General features: G+C 56.6%; 20 protein-coding genes and 3 tRNA genes. 8 read left to right on the forward strand and 15 right to left on the reverse strand.

Features of this window, described 5'->3' with window-relative positions; all coding sequences use genetic code 11:
• Nucleotides 1-13 precede the first annotated feature (13 nt).
• Both radA and serB read right to left on the reverse strand, forming a co-directional pair.
• Nucleotides 14-1,399 (reverse strand): DNA repair protein RadA, encoded by a 1,386-nt coding sequence (gene radA, locus EXW94_RS22855; RefSeq protein ID WP_174341081.1) that lies wholly within the window; start codon nt 1,397-1,399, stop codon nt 14-16.
• Between the two features lie 74 nt (nt 1,400-1,473).
• The gene (gene serB / locus EXW94_RS22860) at nt 1,474-2,442 is read right to left on the reverse strand and encodes a phosphoserine phosphatase (protein WP_025757501.1); all 969 of its coding nucleotides are present in this window, start codon (nt 2,440-2,442) and stop codon (nt 1,474-1,476) included.
• Between the two features lie 117 nt (nt 2,443-2,559).
• On the opposite strand from serB, the gene EXW94_RS22865 reads away from it, so the two are divergent.
• Nucleotides 2,560-3,204, forward strand: coding sequence for a YtjB family periplasmic protein (locus EXW94_RS22865; protein ID WP_174341082.1), 645 nt, complete (start codon nt 2,560-2,562; stop codon nt 3,202-3,204).
• A 39-nt stretch (nt 3,205-3,243) separates the two neighbouring features.
• Nucleotides 3,244-4,260 (forward strand): lipoate--protein ligase LplA, encoded by a 1,017-nt coding sequence (gene lplA / locus EXW94_RS22870; RefSeq protein ID WP_174341083.1) that lies wholly within the window; start codon nt 3,244-3,246, stop codon nt 4,258-4,260.
• Between the two features lie 85 nt (nt 4,261-4,345).
• Here lplA and deoD read toward each other — a convergent pair whose 3' ends face one another.
• The 4 genes from deoD to deoC form a co-directional block, all read right to left on the reverse strand.
• The gene (deoD, locus tag EXW94_RS22875) at nt 4,346-5,068 is read right to left on the reverse strand and encodes a purine-nucleoside phosphorylase (RefSeq protein ID WP_010427122.1); all 723 of its coding nucleotides are present in this window, start codon (nt 5,066-5,068) and stop codon (nt 4,346-4,348) included.
• A gap of 104 nt (nt 5,069-5,172) precedes the next feature.
• A complete protein-coding gene (gene deoB / locus EXW94_RS22880) occupies nt 5,173-6,396 on the reverse strand; it encodes a phosphopentomutase (protein WP_010427124.1) in 1,224 nt (407 codons plus the stop codon).
• A 53-nt stretch (nt 6,397-6,449) separates the two neighbouring features.
• Complete coding sequence (gene deoA / locus EXW94_RS22885) at nt 6,450-7,772, reverse strand: thymidine phosphorylase (RefSeq protein WP_174341084.1); 1,323 nt, start codon at nt 7,770-7,772, stop codon at nt 6,450-6,452.
• Between the two features lie 109 nt (nt 7,773-7,881).
• Nucleotides 7,882-8,661, reverse strand: coding sequence for a deoxyribose-phosphate aldolase (gene deoC / locus EXW94_RS22890; RefSeq protein WP_042716499.1), 780 nt, complete (start codon nt 8,659-8,661; stop codon nt 7,882-7,884).
• 262 nt (nt 8,662-8,923) lie between these two features.
• On the opposite strand from deoC, the gene EXW94_RS22895 reads away from it, so the two are divergent.
• Nucleotides 8,924-10,471, forward strand: coding sequence for a YjjI family glycine radical enzyme (locus tag EXW94_RS22895; protein ID WP_174341085.1), 1,548 nt, complete (start codon nt 8,924-8,926; stop codon nt 10,469-10,471).
• On the forward strand, nt 10,446-11,306 hold the full coding sequence (locus EXW94_RS22900; protein WP_174341086.1) for a YjjW family glycine radical enzyme activase: 861 nt from the start codon (nt 10,446-10,448) through the stop codon (nt 11,304-11,306). Before EXW94_RS22895 ends, EXW94_RS22900 begins: the two co-directional genes overlap by 26 nt.
• On the opposite strand, the gene EXW94_RS22905 is transcribed toward EXW94_RS22900, so the two are convergent.
• The 8 genes from EXW94_RS22905 to EXW94_RS22940 all read right to left on the reverse strand — a co-directional run bounded on the left by EXW94_RS22905 (nt 11,301) and on the right by EXW94_RS22940 (nt 17,670).
• On the reverse strand, nt 11,301-12,083 hold the full coding sequence (locus EXW94_RS22905) for a TatD family hydrolase (RefSeq protein WP_126816014.1): 783 nt from the start codon (nt 12,081-12,083) through the stop codon (nt 11,301-11,303). The genes EXW94_RS22900 and EXW94_RS22905 overlap by 6 nt on opposite strands.
• Complete coding sequence (locus EXW94_RS22910; protein WP_108417145.1) at nt 12,080-13,132, reverse strand: patatin family protein; 1,053 nt, start codon at nt 13,130-13,132, stop codon at nt 12,080-12,082. The genes EXW94_RS22905 and EXW94_RS22910 overlap by 4 nt, the downstream gene beginning before the upstream one ends.
• Nucleotides 13,133-13,254: 122 nt before the next feature.
• Nucleotides 13,255-13,416 (reverse strand): DUF1328 domain-containing protein, encoded by a 162-nt coding sequence (locus EXW94_RS22915; RefSeq protein WP_003856556.1) that lies wholly within the window; start codon nt 13,414-13,416, stop codon nt 13,255-13,257.
• Nucleotides 13,417-13,543: 127 nt separating this feature from the next.
• Nucleotides 13,544-14,161, reverse strand: coding sequence for a molecular chaperone OsmY (osmY, locus tag EXW94_RS22920; RefSeq protein ID WP_108417146.1), 618 nt, complete (start codon nt 14,159-14,161; stop codon nt 13,544-13,546).
• A 304-nt stretch (nt 14,162-14,465) separates the two neighbouring features.
• Nucleotides 14,466-16,055, reverse strand: a complete 1,590-nt coding sequence (gene prfC, locus EXW94_RS22925; RefSeq protein WP_010427141.1) for a peptide chain release factor 3 — start codon at nt 16,053-16,055, stop codon at nt 14,466-14,468.
• 91 nt (nt 16,056-16,146) lie between these two features.
• The gene (yjjG, locus tag EXW94_RS22930) at nt 16,147-16,824 is read right to left on the reverse strand and encodes a pyrimidine 5'-nucleotidase (RefSeq protein ID WP_174341087.1); all 678 of its coding nucleotides are present in this window, start codon (nt 16,822-16,824) and stop codon (nt 16,147-16,149) included.
• 20 nt (nt 16,825-16,844) lie between these two features.
• Nucleotides 16,845-17,288 carry a ribosomal protein S18-alanine N-acetyltransferase gene (rimI, locus tag EXW94_RS22935; protein ID WP_108417147.1) on the reverse strand — a complete coding sequence of 148 codons (444 nt, stop codon included), beginning with the start codon at nt 17,286-17,288 and terminating at the stop codon, nt 16,845-16,847.
• Nucleotides 17,257-17,670, reverse strand: coding sequence for a DNA polymerase III subunit psi (locus tag EXW94_RS22940; protein ID WP_174341088.1), 414 nt, complete (start codon nt 17,668-17,670; stop codon nt 17,257-17,259). Before EXW94_RS22940 ends, rimI begins: the two co-directional genes overlap by 32 nt.
• 102 nt (nt 17,671-17,772) lie before the next feature.
• On the opposite strand from EXW94_RS22940, the gene rsmC reads away from it, so the two are divergent.
• From rsmC to EXW94_RS22960, 4 genes are all read left to right on the forward strand, one after another.
• Nucleotides 17,773-18,801, forward strand: a complete 1,029-nt coding sequence (gene rsmC, locus EXW94_RS22945; protein ID WP_174341089.1) for a 16S rRNA (guanine(1207)-N(2))-methyltransferase RsmC — start codon at nt 17,773-17,775, stop codon at nt 18,799-18,801.
• Nucleotides 18,802-18,975: 174 nt separating this feature from the next.
• Nucleotides 18,976-19,062 (forward strand) — tRNA-Leu (locus EXW94_RS22950).
• A 28-nt stretch (nt 19,063-19,090) separates the two neighbouring features.
• A tRNA-Leu gene (locus tag EXW94_RS22955) sits at nt 19,091-19,177 on the forward strand.
• A gap of 33 nt (nt 19,178-19,210) precedes the next feature.
• Nucleotides 19,211-19,297 (forward strand) — tRNA-Leu (locus EXW94_RS22960).
• A gap of 40 nt (nt 19,298-19,337) precedes the next feature.
• Here EXW94_RS22960 and EXW94_RS22965 read toward each other — a convergent pair.
• On the reverse strand, nt 19,338-19,568 hold the full coding sequence (locus tag EXW94_RS22965) for a DUF1435 domain-containing protein (protein ID WP_108417215.1): 231 nt from the start codon (nt 19,566-19,568) through the stop codon (nt 19,338-19,340).
• Nucleotides 19,569-19,759 lie beyond the last annotated feature (191 nt).

Here is a 19,759-nt window from a genome sequence, read left to right on the forward strand (position 1 = left end):
ATCGAATACGTAATTATAAGTCGTCAAAGACATTTAACGCATCTGCGAGTTTCTTCACGCCAAATACCTGCATCCCTTCCGGGATTTTTTTCGGCACGTTGGCGGCGGGAACGATCGCCCGGCGGAAGCCGTGTTTTGCCGCCTCGGAGATACGCTCCTGACCGCTGGGCACCGGACGGATTTCCCCGGCCAGGCCCACTTCGCCGAAGACGACCAGATCCTGCGGCAGCGGTCTGTCGCGCAGGCTGGAGACCATCGCCAGCAGCAGCGCCAGGTCTGCGCTGGTCTCAGTAACTTTGACGCCGCCGACCACGTTCACGAAAACGTCCTGATCCGCCATCTGCAGCCCGCCGTGACGGTGCAGTACCGCCAGCAGGATCGCCAGACGGTTTTGTTCCAGACCGACCGCCACGCGCCGCGGGTTGCCCATCATCGACACGTCCACCAGCGCCTGAATTTCGACAAGCAGCGGGCGCGTCCCTTCCCACAGCACCATCACCGAGCTGCCGGAGGTGATCTCATCGCCACGGCTCAGGAAGATGGCCGACGGGTTGCTGACTTCGCGCAGCCCCTGTTCGGTCATGGCAAACACGCCCAGTTCGTTCACCGCCCCAAAGCGGTTTTTATGGCTGCGCAGGGTACGGAAGCGGGAATCCGCGTCGCCATCGAGCATCACAGAGCAGTCGATACAGTGCTCAAGCACCTTCGGCCCGGCCAGCGAGCCGTCTTTGGTCACGTGGCCGACCATCACAATCGCCACGCCGCGCGTTTTAGCAAAGCGCGTCAGGTAGGCCGCGGTTTCACGCACCTGCGCGACGCTGCCCGGCGAGGACTGAATGTCCGCCATGTGCATCACCTGGATGGAGTCGATCACCATCAGCTTCGGCTGCTCATCTTCAGCGATCATGCAGATCTGCTCAATGCTGGTTTCGGAGAGCATGTTCAGGTTGCCGGTCGGCAGGCCCAGACGGTGCGCGCGCATCGCCACCTGCTGAAGTGACTCTTCGCCCGTGACGTACAGGGTTTTCATCTGTTCGGCGAGCTTGCAGAGCGTTTGCAGCAGCAGGGTCGATTTACCCGCGCCCGGATTACCGCCAATCAGGATGGCGCTGCCCGGCACCACGCCGCCGCCGAGCACGCGGTCAAACTCTTTGAAGCCGGTGGAGAAGCGCGGCAGCTCTTCGAGGCTGATGTCCGAGAGCTTTTGCACTTTCGACACGCCGGCGTTGCCCGCGTAGCCGCTCAGGCGCTCGTTGCGGGCCACGCTCGGCGAAGCCGCCACACCACGCACTTCGGTGATGGTGTTCCAGGCATGACAGGCGCTGCATTGCCCCTGCCAGCGCGGATAATCCGCACCACATTCATTACAGACAAATGCGCGTTTTGGAGCTTTCGCCACGGTTTACCTCGTTATTTCTGTGCGGCCTGCGTGCCGGGTGGCGCTTAGGCTTACCCGGCCTACAAAGCAGACCGTTATTTCTGATTAAGGCTGCCGGAGAGAATGCAGAACACCCCCATCAGGTCAGCGTGACGGATAGTCACTTCCGTCTTTTCATTCACTTTTGGCTTGGCGTGGTAGGCAATGCCAAGCCCGGCCGCTTTGATCATCGGCAGGTCGTTCGCGCCGTCCCCGATGGCGACGGTCTGGACGACCGGAATTTCATATTTTTCCGCCAGACGCGTCAGCGTATTGGCTTTGTACTGGGCATCCACGATATCGCCGATCACCTGGCCGGTCAGCTTGCCGTCCATGATCTCCAGCTCATTGGCCACCACGGTGGTCAGGTGCAGTTTTTCCCGGAGGTAATCTGCGAAGAAGGTGAAGCCACCAGAGGCGATCGCCACTTTCCAACCGAGGGACTGCAGCTTCAGCACCAGCTGCGTCAGCCCTGGCATCAGCGGCAGCACGTCGCGCACCTGGCGCAGGATGTTGGCGTCGGCCCCTTTCAGGGTCGCCACGCGCTGGCGCAGGCTGGCGGTGAAATCCAGTTCGCCGCGCATCGCACGTTCGGTGACTTCCGCCACCAGCTCGCCGCTGCCCGCCAGCTTCGCAATCTCGTCGATACATTCGATCTGGATCGCCGTAGAGTCCATGTCCATGACCAGCAGACCTGGGGTTTTCAGGTGCGGAATTTTACCGAGCGGCGCGACGTCCAGCCCGGCGTCATGCGCCAGACGCGTTGCGCGCTGCGTCAGGGAACCCGCCAGGCGGATGACCTGGTAATCCTCCACACACCAGGCGGCGACAATCACCATCGCAGCCCCCAGTTTGCTTTGGTACTGGGTCAGGCGTTGCTTGTCCAGACCGCGTCCGTACAACAGCCAGCCGCTACGACCGGCGTGGTAATCCAGAGGCATCACCTCATCGCCACTTAAAGAGAGCGGCAATCCTGGCCATAAAGAGACATCCGTTGGCAGGTCGCACCAGGTAATGTTCGGCATTAAAGCTCCTGTAAATTCGTTCGCGCCGGAAGGTTCCAGAGGGAAAATAACGCATGAGGCTACCCTGTAACCATCACTTCTGGCAACATTAAGCCGTAAATTTTCAGCAGGTGGAATATGGCTCGCGCAAAACTGAAATTCCGGCTTCATCGCGCCGTGATTGTCCTGATCTGTCTCGCACTTCTGGTGGCGCTGATGCAAGGGGCATCGTGGTTTAGCCAGAACCATCAACGGCAACGTAACCCGCAGTTTGAAGAGCTGGCCCGCACGCTGGCGCGTCAGGTCACGCTCAACGTTGCCCCCTCAATGCGTACTGAAACGCCGGACGATAAGCGGATAGGCCAGGTTTTACGCCTGCTCACGGAGAACAGTCGCATTCTGGATGCCGGTGTTTACGATGAGCAAGGCGACCTGATTGCCCGCGCGGGCGAGCACGTTAATGTGCGCGACAGGCTGGCGCTGGACGGCAAAAAAGCCGGGGGTTATTTTAACCAGCAGATCGTCGAACCCATTCAGGGCAAGAATGGCCCGCTGGGCTACCTGCGCCTGACGCTCGATACGCATACCCTGCCGACCGAAGCCAAACAGGTCGATAACACCACCAACATTTTGCGTCTGATGCTGCTGCTCTCGCTGGCCATTGGCGTTGTGCTGGCGCGTACCCTGCTTCAGGGCAAGCGTACCCGCTGGCAGCAGTCACCGTTCCTGCTGACCGCCAGCAAGTCGGTTCCCGAAGACGAAGAGAGCGAGAGGAAAGAATAGTGATAAAGTAGGCGAATGACTCAGAAAAGGAACTTTGCCATGACGACGTTACGCCTGCTTATCTCTGACTCTTACGATCCCTGGTTTAATCTCGCGGTGGAAGAGTGCATCTTCCGCCAGATGCCCGCCACCCAGCGCGTGCTGTTTCTCTGGCGCAATGCCGATACGGTCGTTATTGGCCGCGCGCAAAACCCGTGGAAAGAGTGCAATACGCGGCGTATGGAAGAGGACAACGTCCGCCTGGCGCGCCGCAGCAGCGGCGGCGGTGCGGTATTCCACGATCTGGGCAATACCTGCTTTACCTTTATGGCGGGCAAGCCGGAGTACGATAAGACCATTTCCACGTCTATTGTGCTCAACGCGCTCAATTCACTCGGCGTGACGGCGGAAGCGTCCGGGCGTAACGATCTGGTGGTGAAAACCCCAGAGGGCGACCGGAAGGTCTCCGGCTCCGCCTACCGCGAAACGATGGATCGCGGCTTCCACCACGGCACCCTGTTGCTGAACGCTGACCTGAGCCGTCTGGCGAACTACCTGAATCCTGATAAGAAAAAGCTCCAGGCTAAAGGGATTACCTCCGTGCGTGGGCGCGTAGCGAATCTGGTGGAGCTGCTGCCGGGCATTACGCACGAGCAAATCTGCCACGCCGTGCGCGAGGCGTTCTTTGCTCACTATGGCGAGCGCGTGGAAGCGGAGGTAATCTCTCCAGATAAAACCCCGGACCTGCCCAACTTCGCCGAAACCTTCGCCCGCCAGAGCAGCTGGGAGTGGAATTTCGGTCAGGCACCGGCGTTTTCACACCTGCTGGATGAACGATTTACCTGGGGCGGCGTTGAGCTGCACTTTGACGTCGAGAAAGGCCATATCTCTCGTACCCAGGTATTTACGGATAGTCTTAATCCGGCACCGTTAGAAGCGCTGGCGGCTCGTTTACAAGGCTGTTTGTACCGGGCGGATATGCTGCAGCAGGAGTGCGACGCGTTGATCGGCGATTTCCCTGAGCAGGAAAAAGAGCTGCGGGAGCTGTCGGCGTGGATTGCACAGGCCGTGCGCTAGTAAAAAAGCCCGCTGGCGCTGCGCTTAGCGGGCCTACAAAACCGTAGGCCGGGTCAGGCGAAGCCGCCACCCGGCACAACAGTTCTTACTCTTTATCGCCCAGCAGAACGGATTCCAGCGCGATTTTGATCATGTCGTTGAAGGTCGTCTGACGCTCGGCAGCGGTGGTCTGCTCGTGGGTACGGATATGGTCGGACACGGTGCAGATGGTCAGCGCTTTCGCACCAAACTCAGCCGCCACGCCGTAGATACCCGCCGCTTCCATTTCCACGCCCAGGATGCCGTATTTTTCCATCACGTCGAACATCTCGCCGCCGTCCGGCGCATAGAACAGATCAGCAGAGAAGATGTTGCCCACGCGCGCCTCAACGCCCAGCGCTTTCGCTGCGTCAACCGCGTCACGCACCATGCCGAAGTCAGCAATCGCTGCGAAGTCATGATCTTTGAAACGCATACGGTTAACTTTGGAATCGGTGCAGGCACCCATACCGATCACGATGTCGCGCAGCTTAACGTCCATGCGCACCGCGCCGCAGGAGCCCACGCGGATGATTTTCTTCACGCCGAAATCGGTGATCAGCTCTTTGGTGTAGATAGAGCAGGATGGGATACCCATACCGTGGCCCATCACGGAGATTTTGCGGCCTTTATAGGTACCGGTGAAGCCCAGCATGCCGCGAACGTTGTTCACTTCACGCACGTCTTCCAGGAAGGTTTCTGCAATGTGCTTCGCGCGCAGCGGGTCGCCCGGCATCAATACGACGTCAGCGAAATCACCCATTTCTGCATTAATGTGAGGAGTTGCCATCTTCAGTTCCTTTTCATTTGAGTTTTTTTGCCCGGTGGCGCTTCGCTTACCGGGCCTACGGTTTTGTAGGCCGGGTAAGGCGCAGCCGCCACCCGGCAATGACCTCAGAACATGGCCTTGCCATATTCCATGTCAGACGTACCAAAATATTTCGCGATAGTCTGGCCGATGTCCGCGAAGGTTTCACGGTGCCCCAGCGAGCCCGGCTTCACTTTCGGGCCGTACACCAGCACCGGAATGTGCTCACGGGTGTGGTCGGTACCGGTCCAGCTTGGGTCGCAGCCGTGGTCGGCGGTCAGGATCAGAATGTCATCTTCCCCCACCAGCTCCATCAGCTCCGGTAAACGGCGGTCAAACAGTTCCAGACCGGCGGCATAGCCCGCGATATCACGACGGTGGCCCCACGAGGAGTCGAAGTCCACAAAGTTGGTGAAGACGATAGTCTTGTCACCCGCTTCTTTCATCTCTTTGATGGTGGCATCGAACAGCGCATCCAGACCGGTGGCTTTCACTTTTTTGGTGATACCGCAGTTGGCGTAGATATCCGCGATTTTACCCACGGAAACCACGTGGCCGTCTTTCTCTTCAACCAGCTTCTGCAGCACGGTCGGTGCCGGTGGCTCAACGGCCAGGTCGTGACGGTTACCGGTACGCTGGAAGTTACCCGCTTTGTCGCCGATAAACGGACGCGCGATCACGCGGCCGATGTTGTAGCCACCTTCGGTCAGCTCTTCACGGGCGATTTCGCACAGTTCGTAGAGTTTATCCAGACCATAGGTCTCTTCGTGGCAGGCAATCTGGAACACGGAGTCGGCAGAGGTGTAGAAAATCGGCTTGCCGGTTTTCATGTGCTCTTCGCCCAGCTCGTCCAGAATCACGGTACCGGAAGAGTGGCAGTTGCCGAGGTAGCCAGGCAGATTGGCACGCTTAACCAGCTTATCCAGCAGCTCCTGCGGGAAGCTGTTCTGGTGATCGGAGAAGTATCCCCAGTCAAACAGAACCGGCACACCGGCGATTTCCCAGTGACCAGACGGAGTATCTTTACCGGAAGAGAGTTCGTGCGCCCAGGCGTAGGCACCCACGACTTCCGCGTTGCCGTCCATACCGGCTGCGATTTTACCGGTAGAGCCTTCGTGCGCTTTCACCAGCCCGAGGCGGGTCAGGTTTGGCAGGGTCAGAGGACCTTTACGACCGTTGTCCGCTTCGCCTTTGGCACAGGCTTCCGCGATGTGACCCATGGTATCGGAACCCACGTCACCAAAACGATCTGCATCTTCGGTTGCGCCGATGCCGAATGAGTCCAGCACCATAATAAATGCACGTTTCATAATTGTTCTCCGTACGTAGTGCTTCAAAAAATAGCGATCAGATCAGTATACAGTTATTCAGTGATGCGGCGATAGACAGTCGGTGTGGTTTCCGGTGCTTTATCGTCAAGCGTGATTGCCGCTTTCACCGCTTTTGCCGCATCCTGCCAGCTGGCTTCGTCTTTCGCGTGGATCACCCCCAGCGGACGTTGACCGTCAACGCTGTCGCCCAGACGCGCCATATCGGTAAAACCGACGCTGTAATCAATGGTGTCCGATGCCTGACGACGACCGCCGCCCATCGAGACCACCGCCATGCCGAGCGCGCGGGTGTCCATTGCGGAAACGAAACCTTCGGTATCTGCGTAAACGGCTTTGCTGAGCATCGCGGTTGGCAGGTATTTCGCGTAGTTTTCGACGAAATCGGTCGGGCCTTTCTGCGCCGCAACCATGCGGCCAAAGATTTCCGCCGCTTTGCCGTTGTCCAGCACCGCCTGCAGTTTCGCGCGCGCTTCTGCATCGTCTTTGGCCAGCTTGCCGGAGATCAGCATCTCAACGCACAGCGCCATGGTGACGTCGAACAGACGCGGGTTACGGTATTCACCGGTGAGGAACTGTACCGCTTCACGCACTTCAACCGCGTTACCGGCGCTGGAGGCCAGTACCTGGTTCATATCGGTGAGCAGCGCGGTGGTGCGCACGCCTGCGCCGTTGGAGACGCCAACGATCGCTTCGGCAAGCGCAGCAGAAAGCTCATAGGTCGGCATAAACGCGCCGCTGCCCACTTTTACGTCCATCACCAGCGCGTCCAGCCCTTCAGCCAGTTTCTTCGCCAGGATAGAGGCAGTGATCAGCGGGATGGAGTCAACGGTCGCGGTAATATCACGCGTCGCGTAGAAACGCTTGTCTGCCGGAGCAAGAGAGCTGGTCTGGCCGATAATCGCCACACCAACGTCTTTAATAATGTCGCGGAAGCGGCCGTCATCCGGGAAGATATCGAAGCCCGGAATAGCTTCCAGTTTGTCGAGCGTACCGCCGGTATGACCCAGGCCACGCCCGGAGATCATCGGGATGTAACCGCCGCAGGCTGCCACCATGGGGCCGAGCATCAGGGAGGTTACGTCGCCCACGCCGCCAGTGGAGTGTTTATCCACAATCGGGCCGTTGAGGTTGAGGCTTTTCCAGTCCAGAACGGTTCCTGAATCTCGCATCGCCATGGTCAGCGACACGCGTTCAGGCATCGACATATCGTGGAAGAAAATGGTCATCGCCAGAGCCGCAATCTGCCCTTCAGAGACGGTGTTATCACGAATGCCGTTGATAAAGAAGCGGATCTCTTCGTCGCTTAATGCATGACCATCACGTTTTTTACGAATAATTTCTTGTGCGAGAAACACGGTAACCTCCATGCGGAATCGGGGGAGTTGTGGCGGGTGGCGCTACGCTTACCCGCCCTACGATCCTGTAGGCCGGATAAGCGAAGCATCATCCGGCATTGTCTGGCAATCAGTAGCTGCTTGCGCTCTTACCGTCGCCGTGACCCAGCGCTTTCAACAGGCTGGCCAGCAGGCTGGACGCGCCGAAGCGGTAGTGACGGGAATCGGCCCAGTCGGAGCCGAACAGCTCGTCGGCAATCGCCAGGAACTGCTGCGCGTCTTCAGCGGTACGCACGCCGCCCGCAGGTTTGAAACCAACGGTTTTGGACACGCCCATATCACGGATCACTTCCATCATGATGCGCGCGCTTTCCGGGGTCGCATTCACCGGCACTTTACCGGTAGAGGTTTTAATGAAATCCGCACCGGCTTTGATGGAGATTTCAGACGCCTTACGAATCAGCGCCTCTTCTTTCAGCTCGCCGGTTTCGATGATCACTTTAAGCAGCACGTTTGCCGCCGCGCACGCGTCTTTACAGGCTTTCACCAGGTCAAAACCGACCTGCTCGTTGCCGGCGATCAGCGCGCGGTACGGGAACACCACGTCCACTTCATCTGCACCGTAAGCAATCGCCGCGCGGGTTTCTGCCAGCGCAATCTCGATATCATCGTTGCCATGCGGGAAGTTAGTTACGGTTGCAATGCGCACGTCCGGCGTGCCCTGCTCTTTCAGCGTCTTACGGGCAATCGGGATAAAGCGCGGGTAGATACAGATGGCTGCGGTGTTACCCACCGGCGTTTTCGCCTGATGGCACAGGGCGATGACTTTTTCATTGGTGTCGTCATCGTTCAGGGTGGTCAGGTCCATCAGTTTCAACGCGCGCAGGCTGCTTGCAGTTAAATCGGTCATAACATTCTCCAACGGCAGTGCCGTATAAATTTTACCTTGCGGGTCTGTGAGTATTCTAACATTCACCCGCATCCACACTTCGACATTCATCACAGTTAATGAAAACTGCGTACAAATTTGCATTACTGTAATGAGATCTTCTTCAAACTTTATCGCGCTAACTGCTGACTAAAGCAGCGATACCCCCTGTCGGATCAAAAGCCCCAACAGGCTGGCTTTCTACAATCTGTTCATCATCCGCAGAATACTAAAGGAAGCGCACATGCCCCACTCCAGCCTCGACGCCCTGCAACAACGTTGCCAGCACATTGTGACAAGCCCGGTGTTAACGCCTGAGCAAAAACGTCATTTTCTGGCGCTGGAAGCGGAAAACGATCTGCCCTATCCCACCCTGCCGCAGGCAGCACGCGCCGCGCTGGACGAGGGTTTTATCTGCGACATGTTCGAAGGCCATGCGCCTTACAAACCGCGCTACGTTCTGCCGGATTATGAAAAATTCCTGGCTAACGGTTCAGAATGGCTGGAGCTGGGAGGGGCGAAAGACTTTGATGACGCCCTCTCGCTGTTAACCATCCTTTATCACCATGTTCCGTCCGTCACATCGATGCCCGTCTATCTGGGCCAGCTGGACGCCATTCTGAACCCATATGTTAGAATTCTAACACAAGAAGAGATCGATAGCCGAATAAAACGTTTCTGGCGCTATCTCGACAGAACCCTGCCGGATGCCTTTATGCACGCCAATATCGGCCCGGCGGATACGCCCGTCACACGCGCCATTCTGCGCGCTGATGCAGAGCTGAAGCAGGTTTCGCCGAATCTGACCTTTATCTACGATCCCGATATCACCCCGGACGATTTGCTGCTTGAGGTGGCGAAAAACATATGTGAATGCAGTAAACCGCATGTTTCCAATGGTCCGGTGAATGATAAAATTTTCACAAAAGGTCGCTATGGCGTGGTGAGTTGTTACAACTCCCTGCCGCTTGCAGGCGGTGGCAGCACTCTTGTACGCCTTAACCTTAAGGCCATTGCCGAATACAGCGCTTCTGCCGAAGACTTCTTTACCCGCACGCTCCCGCACTACTGCCAGCAGCAAATCGCCATCATCGATGCGCGCTGCGATTTCCTGTATGCGCAATCTGGCTTCTTTGAGAATAGCTTCCTGGTGAAAGAGGGGCTGATTGACGCCGATCGGTTTGTGCCGATGTTTGGCATGTACGGTCTGGCGGAAGCGGTGAACGTGCTCTGCGAGAAGGAAGGCATCGAGGGGCGTTACGGTAAAGACGAACAGGCTAACGCGCTGGGGTATCGCATCAGCGAGCAGCTCGCGGCATTCGTTGAAAACACGCCGGTAAAGCACGGCTGGAAGCATCGCGCGATGCTGCATGCACAGTCGGGGATCAGTTCTGACTCGGGCACCACGCCGGGCGCACGTCTGCCTTACGGCGACGAGCCGGATCCTATCAGCCATCTGCTGGCCGTTGCGCCGCATCACAAGCACTATCACGCCGGGATCAGCGATATTCTCACTCTGGAGGAGACGGTCAAACGCAATCCTCAGGCAGTGGTTCAGCTTTGTTTGGGCGCGTTCAGGGCCGGTATGCGTGAATTCACCGCTAACGTGGCGGGTAACGATCTGGTGCGCGTCACTGGCTATATGGTGCGATTATCGGATCTGGAGAAATATCGGGAAGCGGGCTCGAGAACCAACACTACGTGGCTGGGGGAAGAAGCCGCACGCAATACCCGTATTCTGGAACGTCAGCCGCACGTGATAAGCCATGAACAGCAGATGCGCTTTAGTTAGTCAGGTCATTCCTTTTTCCTGCGTGGACGGGCCGGGCAGCCGCCTGGCGCTGTTCCTGCAGGGCTGTAACCTGCGCTGCAAAACCTGCCATAACCCGTGGACGATCGGTCGCTGCAACGACTGCGGCGACTGCGTGCCCCACTGCCCGCACGATGCGCTGACCATTCAGGCCGGGCGCGTCTGGTGGCAGGAGAGTGACTGCCACCAGTGTGATACCTGCCTTCACCTGTGCCAGCAGCAGGCAACGCCTATGGCGCACCGCTTCAGCCTGGAAGAGATCCTCACTCAGGTCCGCAAATCCGCCCCCTTTATCGAAGGGATCACCGTGAGCGGCGGTGAAGCCACAACGCAACTGCCGTTTTTGATTGCTCTTTTCACCGCGATCAAAGCCGATCTCGCCTTGCGCCACCTGACCTGTCTGGTCGACAGCAACGGTCTGTTAAGCGAAACCGGCTGGCAAAAGCTGCTGCCGGTACTGGATGGCGCGATGCTGGATCTCAAGGCGTGGGGGAACGAGCATCACCGCTTCCTGACCGGGCGCGAAAATCCGCAGATTAAGCAGAGCATCCGCTGGCTGGCAGATCGCCACCGTTTGACGGAACTCCGCTTGTTGGTCATCCCAGAGCAATGTGATTATCTGGAACATATCAAACCGCTGACGACATTTATTCACGGGCTTGGAAATGTGCCGGTGCGCATCAACGCGTTTCATGCACATGGCGTTTACGGTGAGGCGGCATCATGGCGCAGCGCCACGCCGGACGACGTTGAGCCGCTGGCACGGGCGCTGGAAAAGCAGAAGATAACGGTGATCCGTCCGGCGCTTTATCTATAGCGTGATGCCAAATACCGAACGGGTGTTTTCAAGCAGCGCATCGGCAATCACCTCTTCAGGCTCCTGTCGCAGTTCACACAAGGTGGTAAACACGCGCGCCGCCTGTTCCGGGCGATTCGGCTGCCCCTGAAAACCATTCAGCGGCATATCGGGCGCATCCGTTTCCAGCAGCAGTGCCGACAGCGGCAGCCGTGCCATCACGTCACGGGTTTTACTGGCGCGCGGATAGGTAATGGTGCCACCGACGCCAATGTGATAGCCCAGCTCGATAAAACGCTGCGCCTGCTGCAGGCTGCCGGAGAAACCGTGTACGACGCCCCTGCGCGGCAGATCGATGCGTTTCAGGTGCATCGCCAGCTTATCGTGCGTGCGTCTCGAATGGAGGATCACCGGCAGATCGTGACGCTTCGCCAGCCTGAGCTGCGCGTCGAGGATCGTCTGCTGGCGCTCGAACTGCGGGTTCTCGCGATAAAGATCGAGGCCGATCTCACCGATGGCAACCAGTTTCTTCTCCGCCGTCTGCAAAACAGCGTCCAGCCTGTCGAGATGTTCGTCCAGATGATGTTCGATGACGATAGGATGCAACCCCAGTGCGGCATACAACGCGTCGTGACGGCGGGCGAGATCGAGCACGCGTTCGAAATACGCCGCTTCAATCGCGGGCACAATAATCGCGTCGACGCCCGCCCGTGCGGCGCGATCGATGCTCGGCACCTCGTCGCCGGTGAAGGGGGGAAAATCAAAGTGACAATGGGTATCGACAAAGCGGTGCGTCACGCCAGATCCTCGTTATCCAGTGGAACATCGTTCGCCTGGGGAATATCCACCAGCGGCATGGTCAGCGGGTCGTTGGCGACAATCGCTGGCGGGGTGATAATGCGTTTATGCCGATGCAGAGGCGGCTGTTCAGCCAGCATTTTCCCCACTGTCGCCAGGAAGTAACGTCCGCACAGTCGTCCCGTCTTGTAATCCATGCGCAGCGCAGGAATACGGCTGCCAAGCGCCATGCTCAGCAGCGGCTTCGGGGGATAAATTTCGAAGATACGCAGTTTTCCAGGCGGTTTTTCAATGAAGCGCTGCATCGCGCCGTAGGTAGTTTCATGCTGCTTCGCGATGTTCACCAGCGGCTGCAGGCTGCTGTCGCCCAGCCAGCGCTCCATGCGTTTGAACCACTGCGGCGTGTAATACATTTGCGACGGTACGGTTCGGATCACCACGATGGTTTTCGCCCCGCGTCGGGCGGCCTCCTGTACCGGCACCGCGTCACTGATCCCACCGTCCAGATAGCTGATGCCATCCAGCAGCGCACCGGTTCGATAAAAACCGGGAATCGCGCTGGAGGCGCGGATAATATCCAGCCAGTTCTCTTTCTGCGGCGAAAAGTAACCCGGCGAATAATCATCACCCCGGCTGGCGCACATCCAGAACTCTTTTCCGGCATCAAACAGACGGGCGGCGGTGTCCATCGCCAGCGGCATCTGACTTGACGTGGAATCGAGTAGCCAGTCGAGATCGATCAGGTTCCCGCCGCGTACGAAGCGCACCGGGTTAAAAAATTCTTTTGCCGTGGTGTAGCGCATAATCACTTTGCGCGCGTAGCCGGGCTGGTTGCAGACATAAGCGGAGAGGTTCTGTGCCCCGGCAGAGGTACCGAAGTAGAGGTCAAACGGGTTGAACTGCGCGCGCATAAATTCATCCAGCACGCCCGCGGTGAAAATGCCGCGCTGGCCGCCACCTTCACAAACCAGTGCAAGTTGACCCGTGCGGAACGGTTTTAACGTCAGCGGCGCAATATTGCCGAGCGTAACGGGAATTCGCTGCCCCACCTCTGCCTTCCTGTTTTCATTATTGTGTTCAGACACAGTAACGCCATCCCATCAGGTTCTCAAACGAGAAAAAGCCAGTCACGAGGACTGGCTTTACTTTGTTTATGAAATATTGCGTTTTGCTAAGGACGGCGTCGACCTGTAAACAGGCTGACCAGGAACAGAATAATACCAACGACGAAGACAATTTTTGCTGCCCATGCCGCTGTACCCGCCAATCCACCAAAGCCCAAAGCGGCGGCAATTAACGCGATAACCAGAAATATAATGCCCCAACGAAACATAAGCTTCTCCTTTACCATAGTTAATGTCGGCCGCTAAACGTGAGCGCTCAGGTCACTCACCGGCGTTTTTCCAGAGTCGTTCTTATTTCGCCCGCAGGCCTCAGCCAGACGGGCGAATGGTGAAGATTTACTTCGCTTTCAGGTCGTTTTTAACGCTTTTCACACCGTCAATCGCTTTCGCAATAGACTCGGCACGTTCAATTTGTGCCTGGGAATCAACCGTGCCGGAAAGCTGCACCACACCATCTGTGGTTTCTACTTTCACCTTGCGGGAAGGCACGATGTCATCTGCTAACAGTTTAGCTTTGATTTCGCTGGTGGTTGCCGCATCCCCGGCATAACCCTTCACGGAGGTGTCTTTAGCGTCGCGAACGTGCAGCTTATCGCTAACCGATGCGACACCTTCGACACCCTTGGCCACGTTAACAGCCTTTTCGGCCTGGGCCTGGCTTTCCACGAAGCCGCTCAGGGTGACGACTTTCTTGTCGGTCTTAACGGAAATATCGGTGCTCTTGATGGCTTCATCATCCACCAGTGCGGCTTTCACTTTTGCTGTGATGGAGCTGTCATCCATGAAATTACCGACTTTATTCATAGAGCTATCGATTTTTTCCCCTGCGGTGTTGGCAGTGGACTGTGCTTTATCCATGGTGCTGCTTTCCGCCAGGGCAGAACCGCTAACCAGAACGCTACCCAGAGTCACCGCCAGCAGAGTTTTAGAAATCTTCAGTCTTGTCATATTCATCGATGTATTCCTGTGTTTTGCTCGTCATTCGAGCGACAAACGTCCTTTATTACTAGTTTTATATTTCGCGAATAAGCACACGGGTGAAATGGAGAACCTAAAGTCATGCATTGAACAGTTTATTCATCCACACCCGGTGCTAAACACTGAGTTAAATATAGATCACTCTCACAGTGTCGCTTTCAGAATCGGATAGAAAATGAGCAAAAGGCGTGAAATTGCCGTGAATTAAGAACATTCCGCAAGGGATTAATAAGACAGGAATTAAAGAAGAGCACGGCGGTAGCCGTGCTCTGAGAGGGAATTAGTGCTCGCGGGTTTTGCGGAACTGAACGTCAGGATAACGTTCCTGCGTCAGGTTCAGGTTTACCATGGTTGGGGCGATATAGGTCAGGTTATCGCCGCCATCCAGCGCCAGCTGGATCTCATTCTTACGCTTAAATTCTTCGAATTTCTTCACGTCAGAACACTCAACCCAGCGCGCCGTCGCCACGTTTACGGATTCGTAGATCGCTTCCACGTTGTACTCGCTCTTCAGACGCGCAACCACCACGTCGAACTGCAGCACACCGACCGCGCCAACGATCAGGTCGTTGTTCGAAATTGGGCGGAACACCTGCACGGCGCCCTCTTCGGAGAGCTGAACCAGGCCTTTCAGCAGCTGTTTTTGCTTTAGCGGGTCGCGCAGGCGAATACGACGGAACAGTTCCGGTGCGAAGTTCGGAATACCGGTGAACTTCATCATTTCGCCCTGGGTGAAGGTATCACCGATCTGGATGGTGCCATGGTTATGCAGACCAATGATATCGCCCGGGTAGGCTTCTTCAACGTGCGAACGGTCGCCCGCCATAAAGGTCAGCGCGTCGGAGATCACCACATCTTTCCCGGTACGCACCTGGCGCAGCTTCATGCCCTTCTCATACTTGCCGGACACCACGCGCATAAAGGCCACGCGGTCGCGGTGTTTCGGATCCATGTTGGCCTGAATTTTAAAGACGAAGCCGGTGAACTTCTCTTCCTGCGCTTCCACTTCACGGGTGTCGGTTTTACGCGGCATCGGGCGTGGAGCCCACTCCACCAGACCGTCGAGCATATGGTCAACGCCGAAGTTACCCAGCGCGGTACCGAAGAAGACCGGGGTGATTTCACCCGCCAGGAACAGCTCTTTATCGAACTCGTGGGAGGCGCCTTTCACCAGCTCCAGCTCGTCGCGCAGCTGCGCGGCCAGCTCTTCACCGACGGCAGTATCCAGTTCTGGGTTATCCAGGCCTTTGACGACGCGGACGTCCTGAATGGTGTGACCTTTACCGGTCTGATACAGGTAGGTTTCGTCTTTATAGAGGTGGTAAACCCCTTTAAACAGCTTACCGCAGCCGATGGGCCAGGTGATTGGCGCACAGGCGATCTTCAGTTCGCTTTCGACTTCGTCCATCACTTCCATCGGGTCACGGATGTCACGGTCGAGTTTGTTCATGAAGGTGAGGATCGGCGTATCGCGCAGACGGGTGACTTCCATCAGCTTACGGGTCCTGTCTTCTACCCCTTTCGCGGCGTCGATCACCATCAAACAGCAGTCAACCGCCGTCAGGGTACGGTAGGTATCTTCGGAGAAGTCTTCGTGGCCCGGGGTGTCCAGCAGGTTCACCAGGCAATCGTGATACGGGAACTGCATCACGGAGGTGGTAATCGAAATACCACGCTGCTTTTCCATCTCCATCCAGTCAGATTTTGCGTGCTGGCTGGAACCACGGCCTTTAACGGTACCCGCAGTCTGGATCGCCTGTCCGAACAGCAACACCTTCTCGGTGATGGTCGTTTTACCGGCATCCGGGTGCGAGATAATGGCAAAAGTGCGGCGCTTGGCCACCTCTTGCAGATAAGGAGACAACGTCATAATTAAATCTTCTTTTATAAGCGCGGCAGCACGCCACGCATCATGGAATACAAAATTGCGGCTATTTTACCCATCAACAGGGGGCAGGCAATCATTGTTTACACAGGAGCAGCTCCAGTTCGTTCAATGACGTGACGGTCCAGGTCGGCTCGATGCCTTCCGGCTGCACACGACCATGCGCATTCAACCAGACCGTCGACAGGCCGGAGTTGATGCCGCCAAGAATATCAGACTCTGCGGTATCCCCCACCATCAGGACGCGATCGCGGTCAGGATTGCCAGCCTGCGTCAGCGCGTAGTCAAAAATACGCGGGTCCGGCTTCGGTACGCCCACCTCTTCGGAGATCACCAGCGCGTCGAAATAATCGCGCAGGCCGGTGCGCTCGAGGCGGATCTGCTGCAGGGCGGTAAAACCGTTGGTGATGATCCCCAGTTTGACCTTGCCTTTTAACGCATTCAGCAGAGAAACCGCGCCCGGCAGTGGCGCACAGATATCCGCCATCGCGTTCAGAAACGCCTCGTTCAGCGTCCCCGGACTGACCTTTAAACGCTCCGCCCAGACGTCAAAGCGCTGGTGCTGAAGTTGTAACGCAGTGATGGCACCGTTCTGGTAATCCACCCACAGCGGCTTGTTCACCGCCTGATAGTCCTGAAAATCTTCAGCGGTGAAGGTCACGCTATAGTCGAGAAACATCCGCTGTAGGCCGCCGAACGAATCGAACGTAAACAGCGTTTCGTCGGCATCAAAGAAAATCCAGTCCCATTTCATCGTTACAACCTTATTTTTCGTTATCCAATCGGCAGGGCCATTATGATGGCGTCTTCACGTCCCTCTGTGGTGGGGTAGTAGTTACGGCGGATTGTCGCCTCGTTAAAGCCTAAGCTTTCATAGAGCGCGATGGCGGCGACATTCGACGCACGCACCTCCAGCCACAGGGTGAAAACGTCACGGGTTTCGAGCTCACGGATGAGGTGCTCGAGCAGTTCTCTTCCCAGCCCACGGCGCTGAAACGCGGGATCAACGGCGATGTTAAACAGCGTCGCTTCATCAAGAACAACCTGCGTAATCGCGAAGGCGGCCAGGGTGCCGTCAACGTCCAGGCGGTAGTTCAGGTACCGTTCGCCCTGGTTGCTGGCGAAGGTTTTTTCGCTCCACGGAAAGGCGTGGGCGCGTGTTTCAATCGCAAACGCGGTGGTCAGGTCAGACGTCGTGAGGGAAGAAATCGTGTTCATATTCGCAGATTTGTTGCCATAGCGCGCTTCGCGCTTTTGGGTTGGCTTTCAGTTCGTCCAGCGCTGGCGAGCAGATCTGGCTCCCCTGGAGAGGCATGTCGTTTATCTCCCCGATGCGCCAGCTGTTACAGCGGCTTTCGGGAGGAAGCATCGCGACACGCTCTGGCGTCAGCTGTAAAACCTCGTCGGCCGTCAGCTTCAGGCTGCGAAGGACATCACCGATAAGGGGTTCATTCAGGGCAGGCAGTTCTTCCGCCACCATCACCAGCCGAACGTGCGCAGGGATGGAAATGGCGATTTCGCCCTGCAACGCCGTCGGGCGACGCAAGGCCCACTGGGTGATGCCCAGCTGCTGCAACTGCCAGTCTCGTCGGGATGTCATAGGGAAAACTCCTGTCTCTCAGGCGCGCAAATATAGCAAATGTGTCGAAAGTGCGCCATCTACCTACTATAATCCCCGCCTGAGTTTATTGAGGAACAATTCATGTCTGCATTTACCCCGGCAAGTGAAGTCTTGCTGCGCCACAGTGATGATTTCGAACAAAGCCGTATTCTGTTTGCCGGAGATATGCAGGATGACCTGCCTGCGCGTTTCGACTGTGCTGAAAGCCGTGCCCATACGCAATACTACCACCACTGGCAGGTGCTGAGCCGCCAGATGGGCGAGCGTTCGCGCTTTAGCCTGGTGGCAGAACAGAGCGACGTTGCCGACTGCGACACGCTGATCTACTACTGGCCGAAGAACAAACCGGAAGCCCAGTTCCAGCTGATGAACCTGCTCTCCCTGCTGCCCGTTGGCTGCGATATTTTCGTGGTCGGTGAAAACCGCAGCGGCGTGCGTAGCGCTGAACAGATGCTGGAAGGCTACGCGCCGCTGAATAAAGTCGACAGCGCCCGCCGCTGTGGTCTGTACCATGGCCGTCTGGAAAAACAGACAACGTTTGATCCACAGGCTTACTGGGACGAGTACCAGCTTGACGGCCTGACCATCAAAACCCTGCCGGGCGTGTTCAGCCGTGACGCGCTGGATACGGGTAGCAAATTGCTGCTGTCTACCCTGACGCCGCACACCAAAGGCAAAGTGCTGGACGTGGGCTGCGGCGCGGGCGTGCTCTCTACCGTGCTTGCCAGCCATTCGCCAAAAGTGCGTTTAACCCTGTGTGATGTCAGCGCCCCGGCGGTAGAAGCCAGCCGCGCAACGCTTGCCGCAAACGGCATTGAAGGGGAAGTGGTTGCCAGCAACGTCTTCTCTGATATTACCGGTCGTTTCGACATGATTATCTCCAACCCGCCGTTCCACGACGGTATGGAAACCAGCCTTGAAGCGGCACAAACGCTGATCCGTGGTGCAACTCGTCACCTTAACAGCGGCGGCGAGCTGCGTATCGTGGCGAACGCCTTCCTGGCGTACCCGAAAGTGCTGGACGAAACCTTTGGCTTCCATGAAGTGATCGCCCAGACCGGTCGCTTCAAAGTCTACCGCACCGTCATGACGCGTCAGGCGAAGAAATAATTCGCCATGCAATGCAGGCCGGATGAGCGCAAGCGCCATCCGGCGAGCAGGCGTCCCCGTTCCGGCCATTTTTGCAGCAATCAATAAAAGGTGCGCACTTTTCAGTTGACGTAAAGCTGAAAACATCTAGAATGCGCCTCCGTGGTTACGATACTTTTACAGTATCGATGGTATGCGAAGGTGGCGGAATTGGTAGACGCGCTAGCTTCAGGTGTTAGTGTCCTTACGGATGTGGGGGTTCGAGTCCCCCCCCTCGCACCATAAATCACGTTGATATTGCTCGCACTGGGCGAAGGTGGCGGAATTGGTAGACGCGCTAGCTTCAGGTGTTAGTGTCCTTACGGATGTGGGGGTTCGAGTCCCCCCCCTCGCACCAACGAGGCGATATCAAAAAGAGTAAGATGACTGTGCGAAGGTGGCGGAATTGGTAGACGCGCTAGCTTCAGGTGTTAGTGTCCTTACGGATGTGGGGGTTCGAGTCCCCCCCCTCGCACCAATTATCTTACATTCCTCTGAAGTACCTCTTGTTTTTCCTGTTATTTCAAACTCATCAGAATTACCAGTATTCCACTGACCAGCGCAACGCATGAAGGCAGCAGCACAAAGTGCCGTAATTGCTTATGCCAGATCATCCCTGACGTGACTAACAGCCCTGAAGCAATAATGGCTTTCCAGATATCGATGGAGAGATCGGCAAACAACAGACCGCCAATAATTGCCCCAGGCAGCAACACTCCCCAACCACTTCCCAGCGCTTTGCTCAACATGGTTTACCCTTTCGCATCAATAATGATAACCAATATCATATGATAACAATTATCATTTGTCAGCATTCATCATCAAAATCCATCGACCTTTACCTTTCCCATAATGACAGGAAATGTCTAAGGTGATAAATTGCTCATCTGTTAACTCCCTATAAAGATTTTCTGATAATTACTATTCATCTTTTTTGCTT

The organism is Enterobacter sp. JMULE2, assembly GCF_013337145.1.
In the GTDB taxonomy this organism is placed as follows: Bacteria; Pseudomonadota; Gammaproteobacteria; order Enterobacterales; family Enterobacteriaceae; genus Enterobacter; species Enterobacter mori.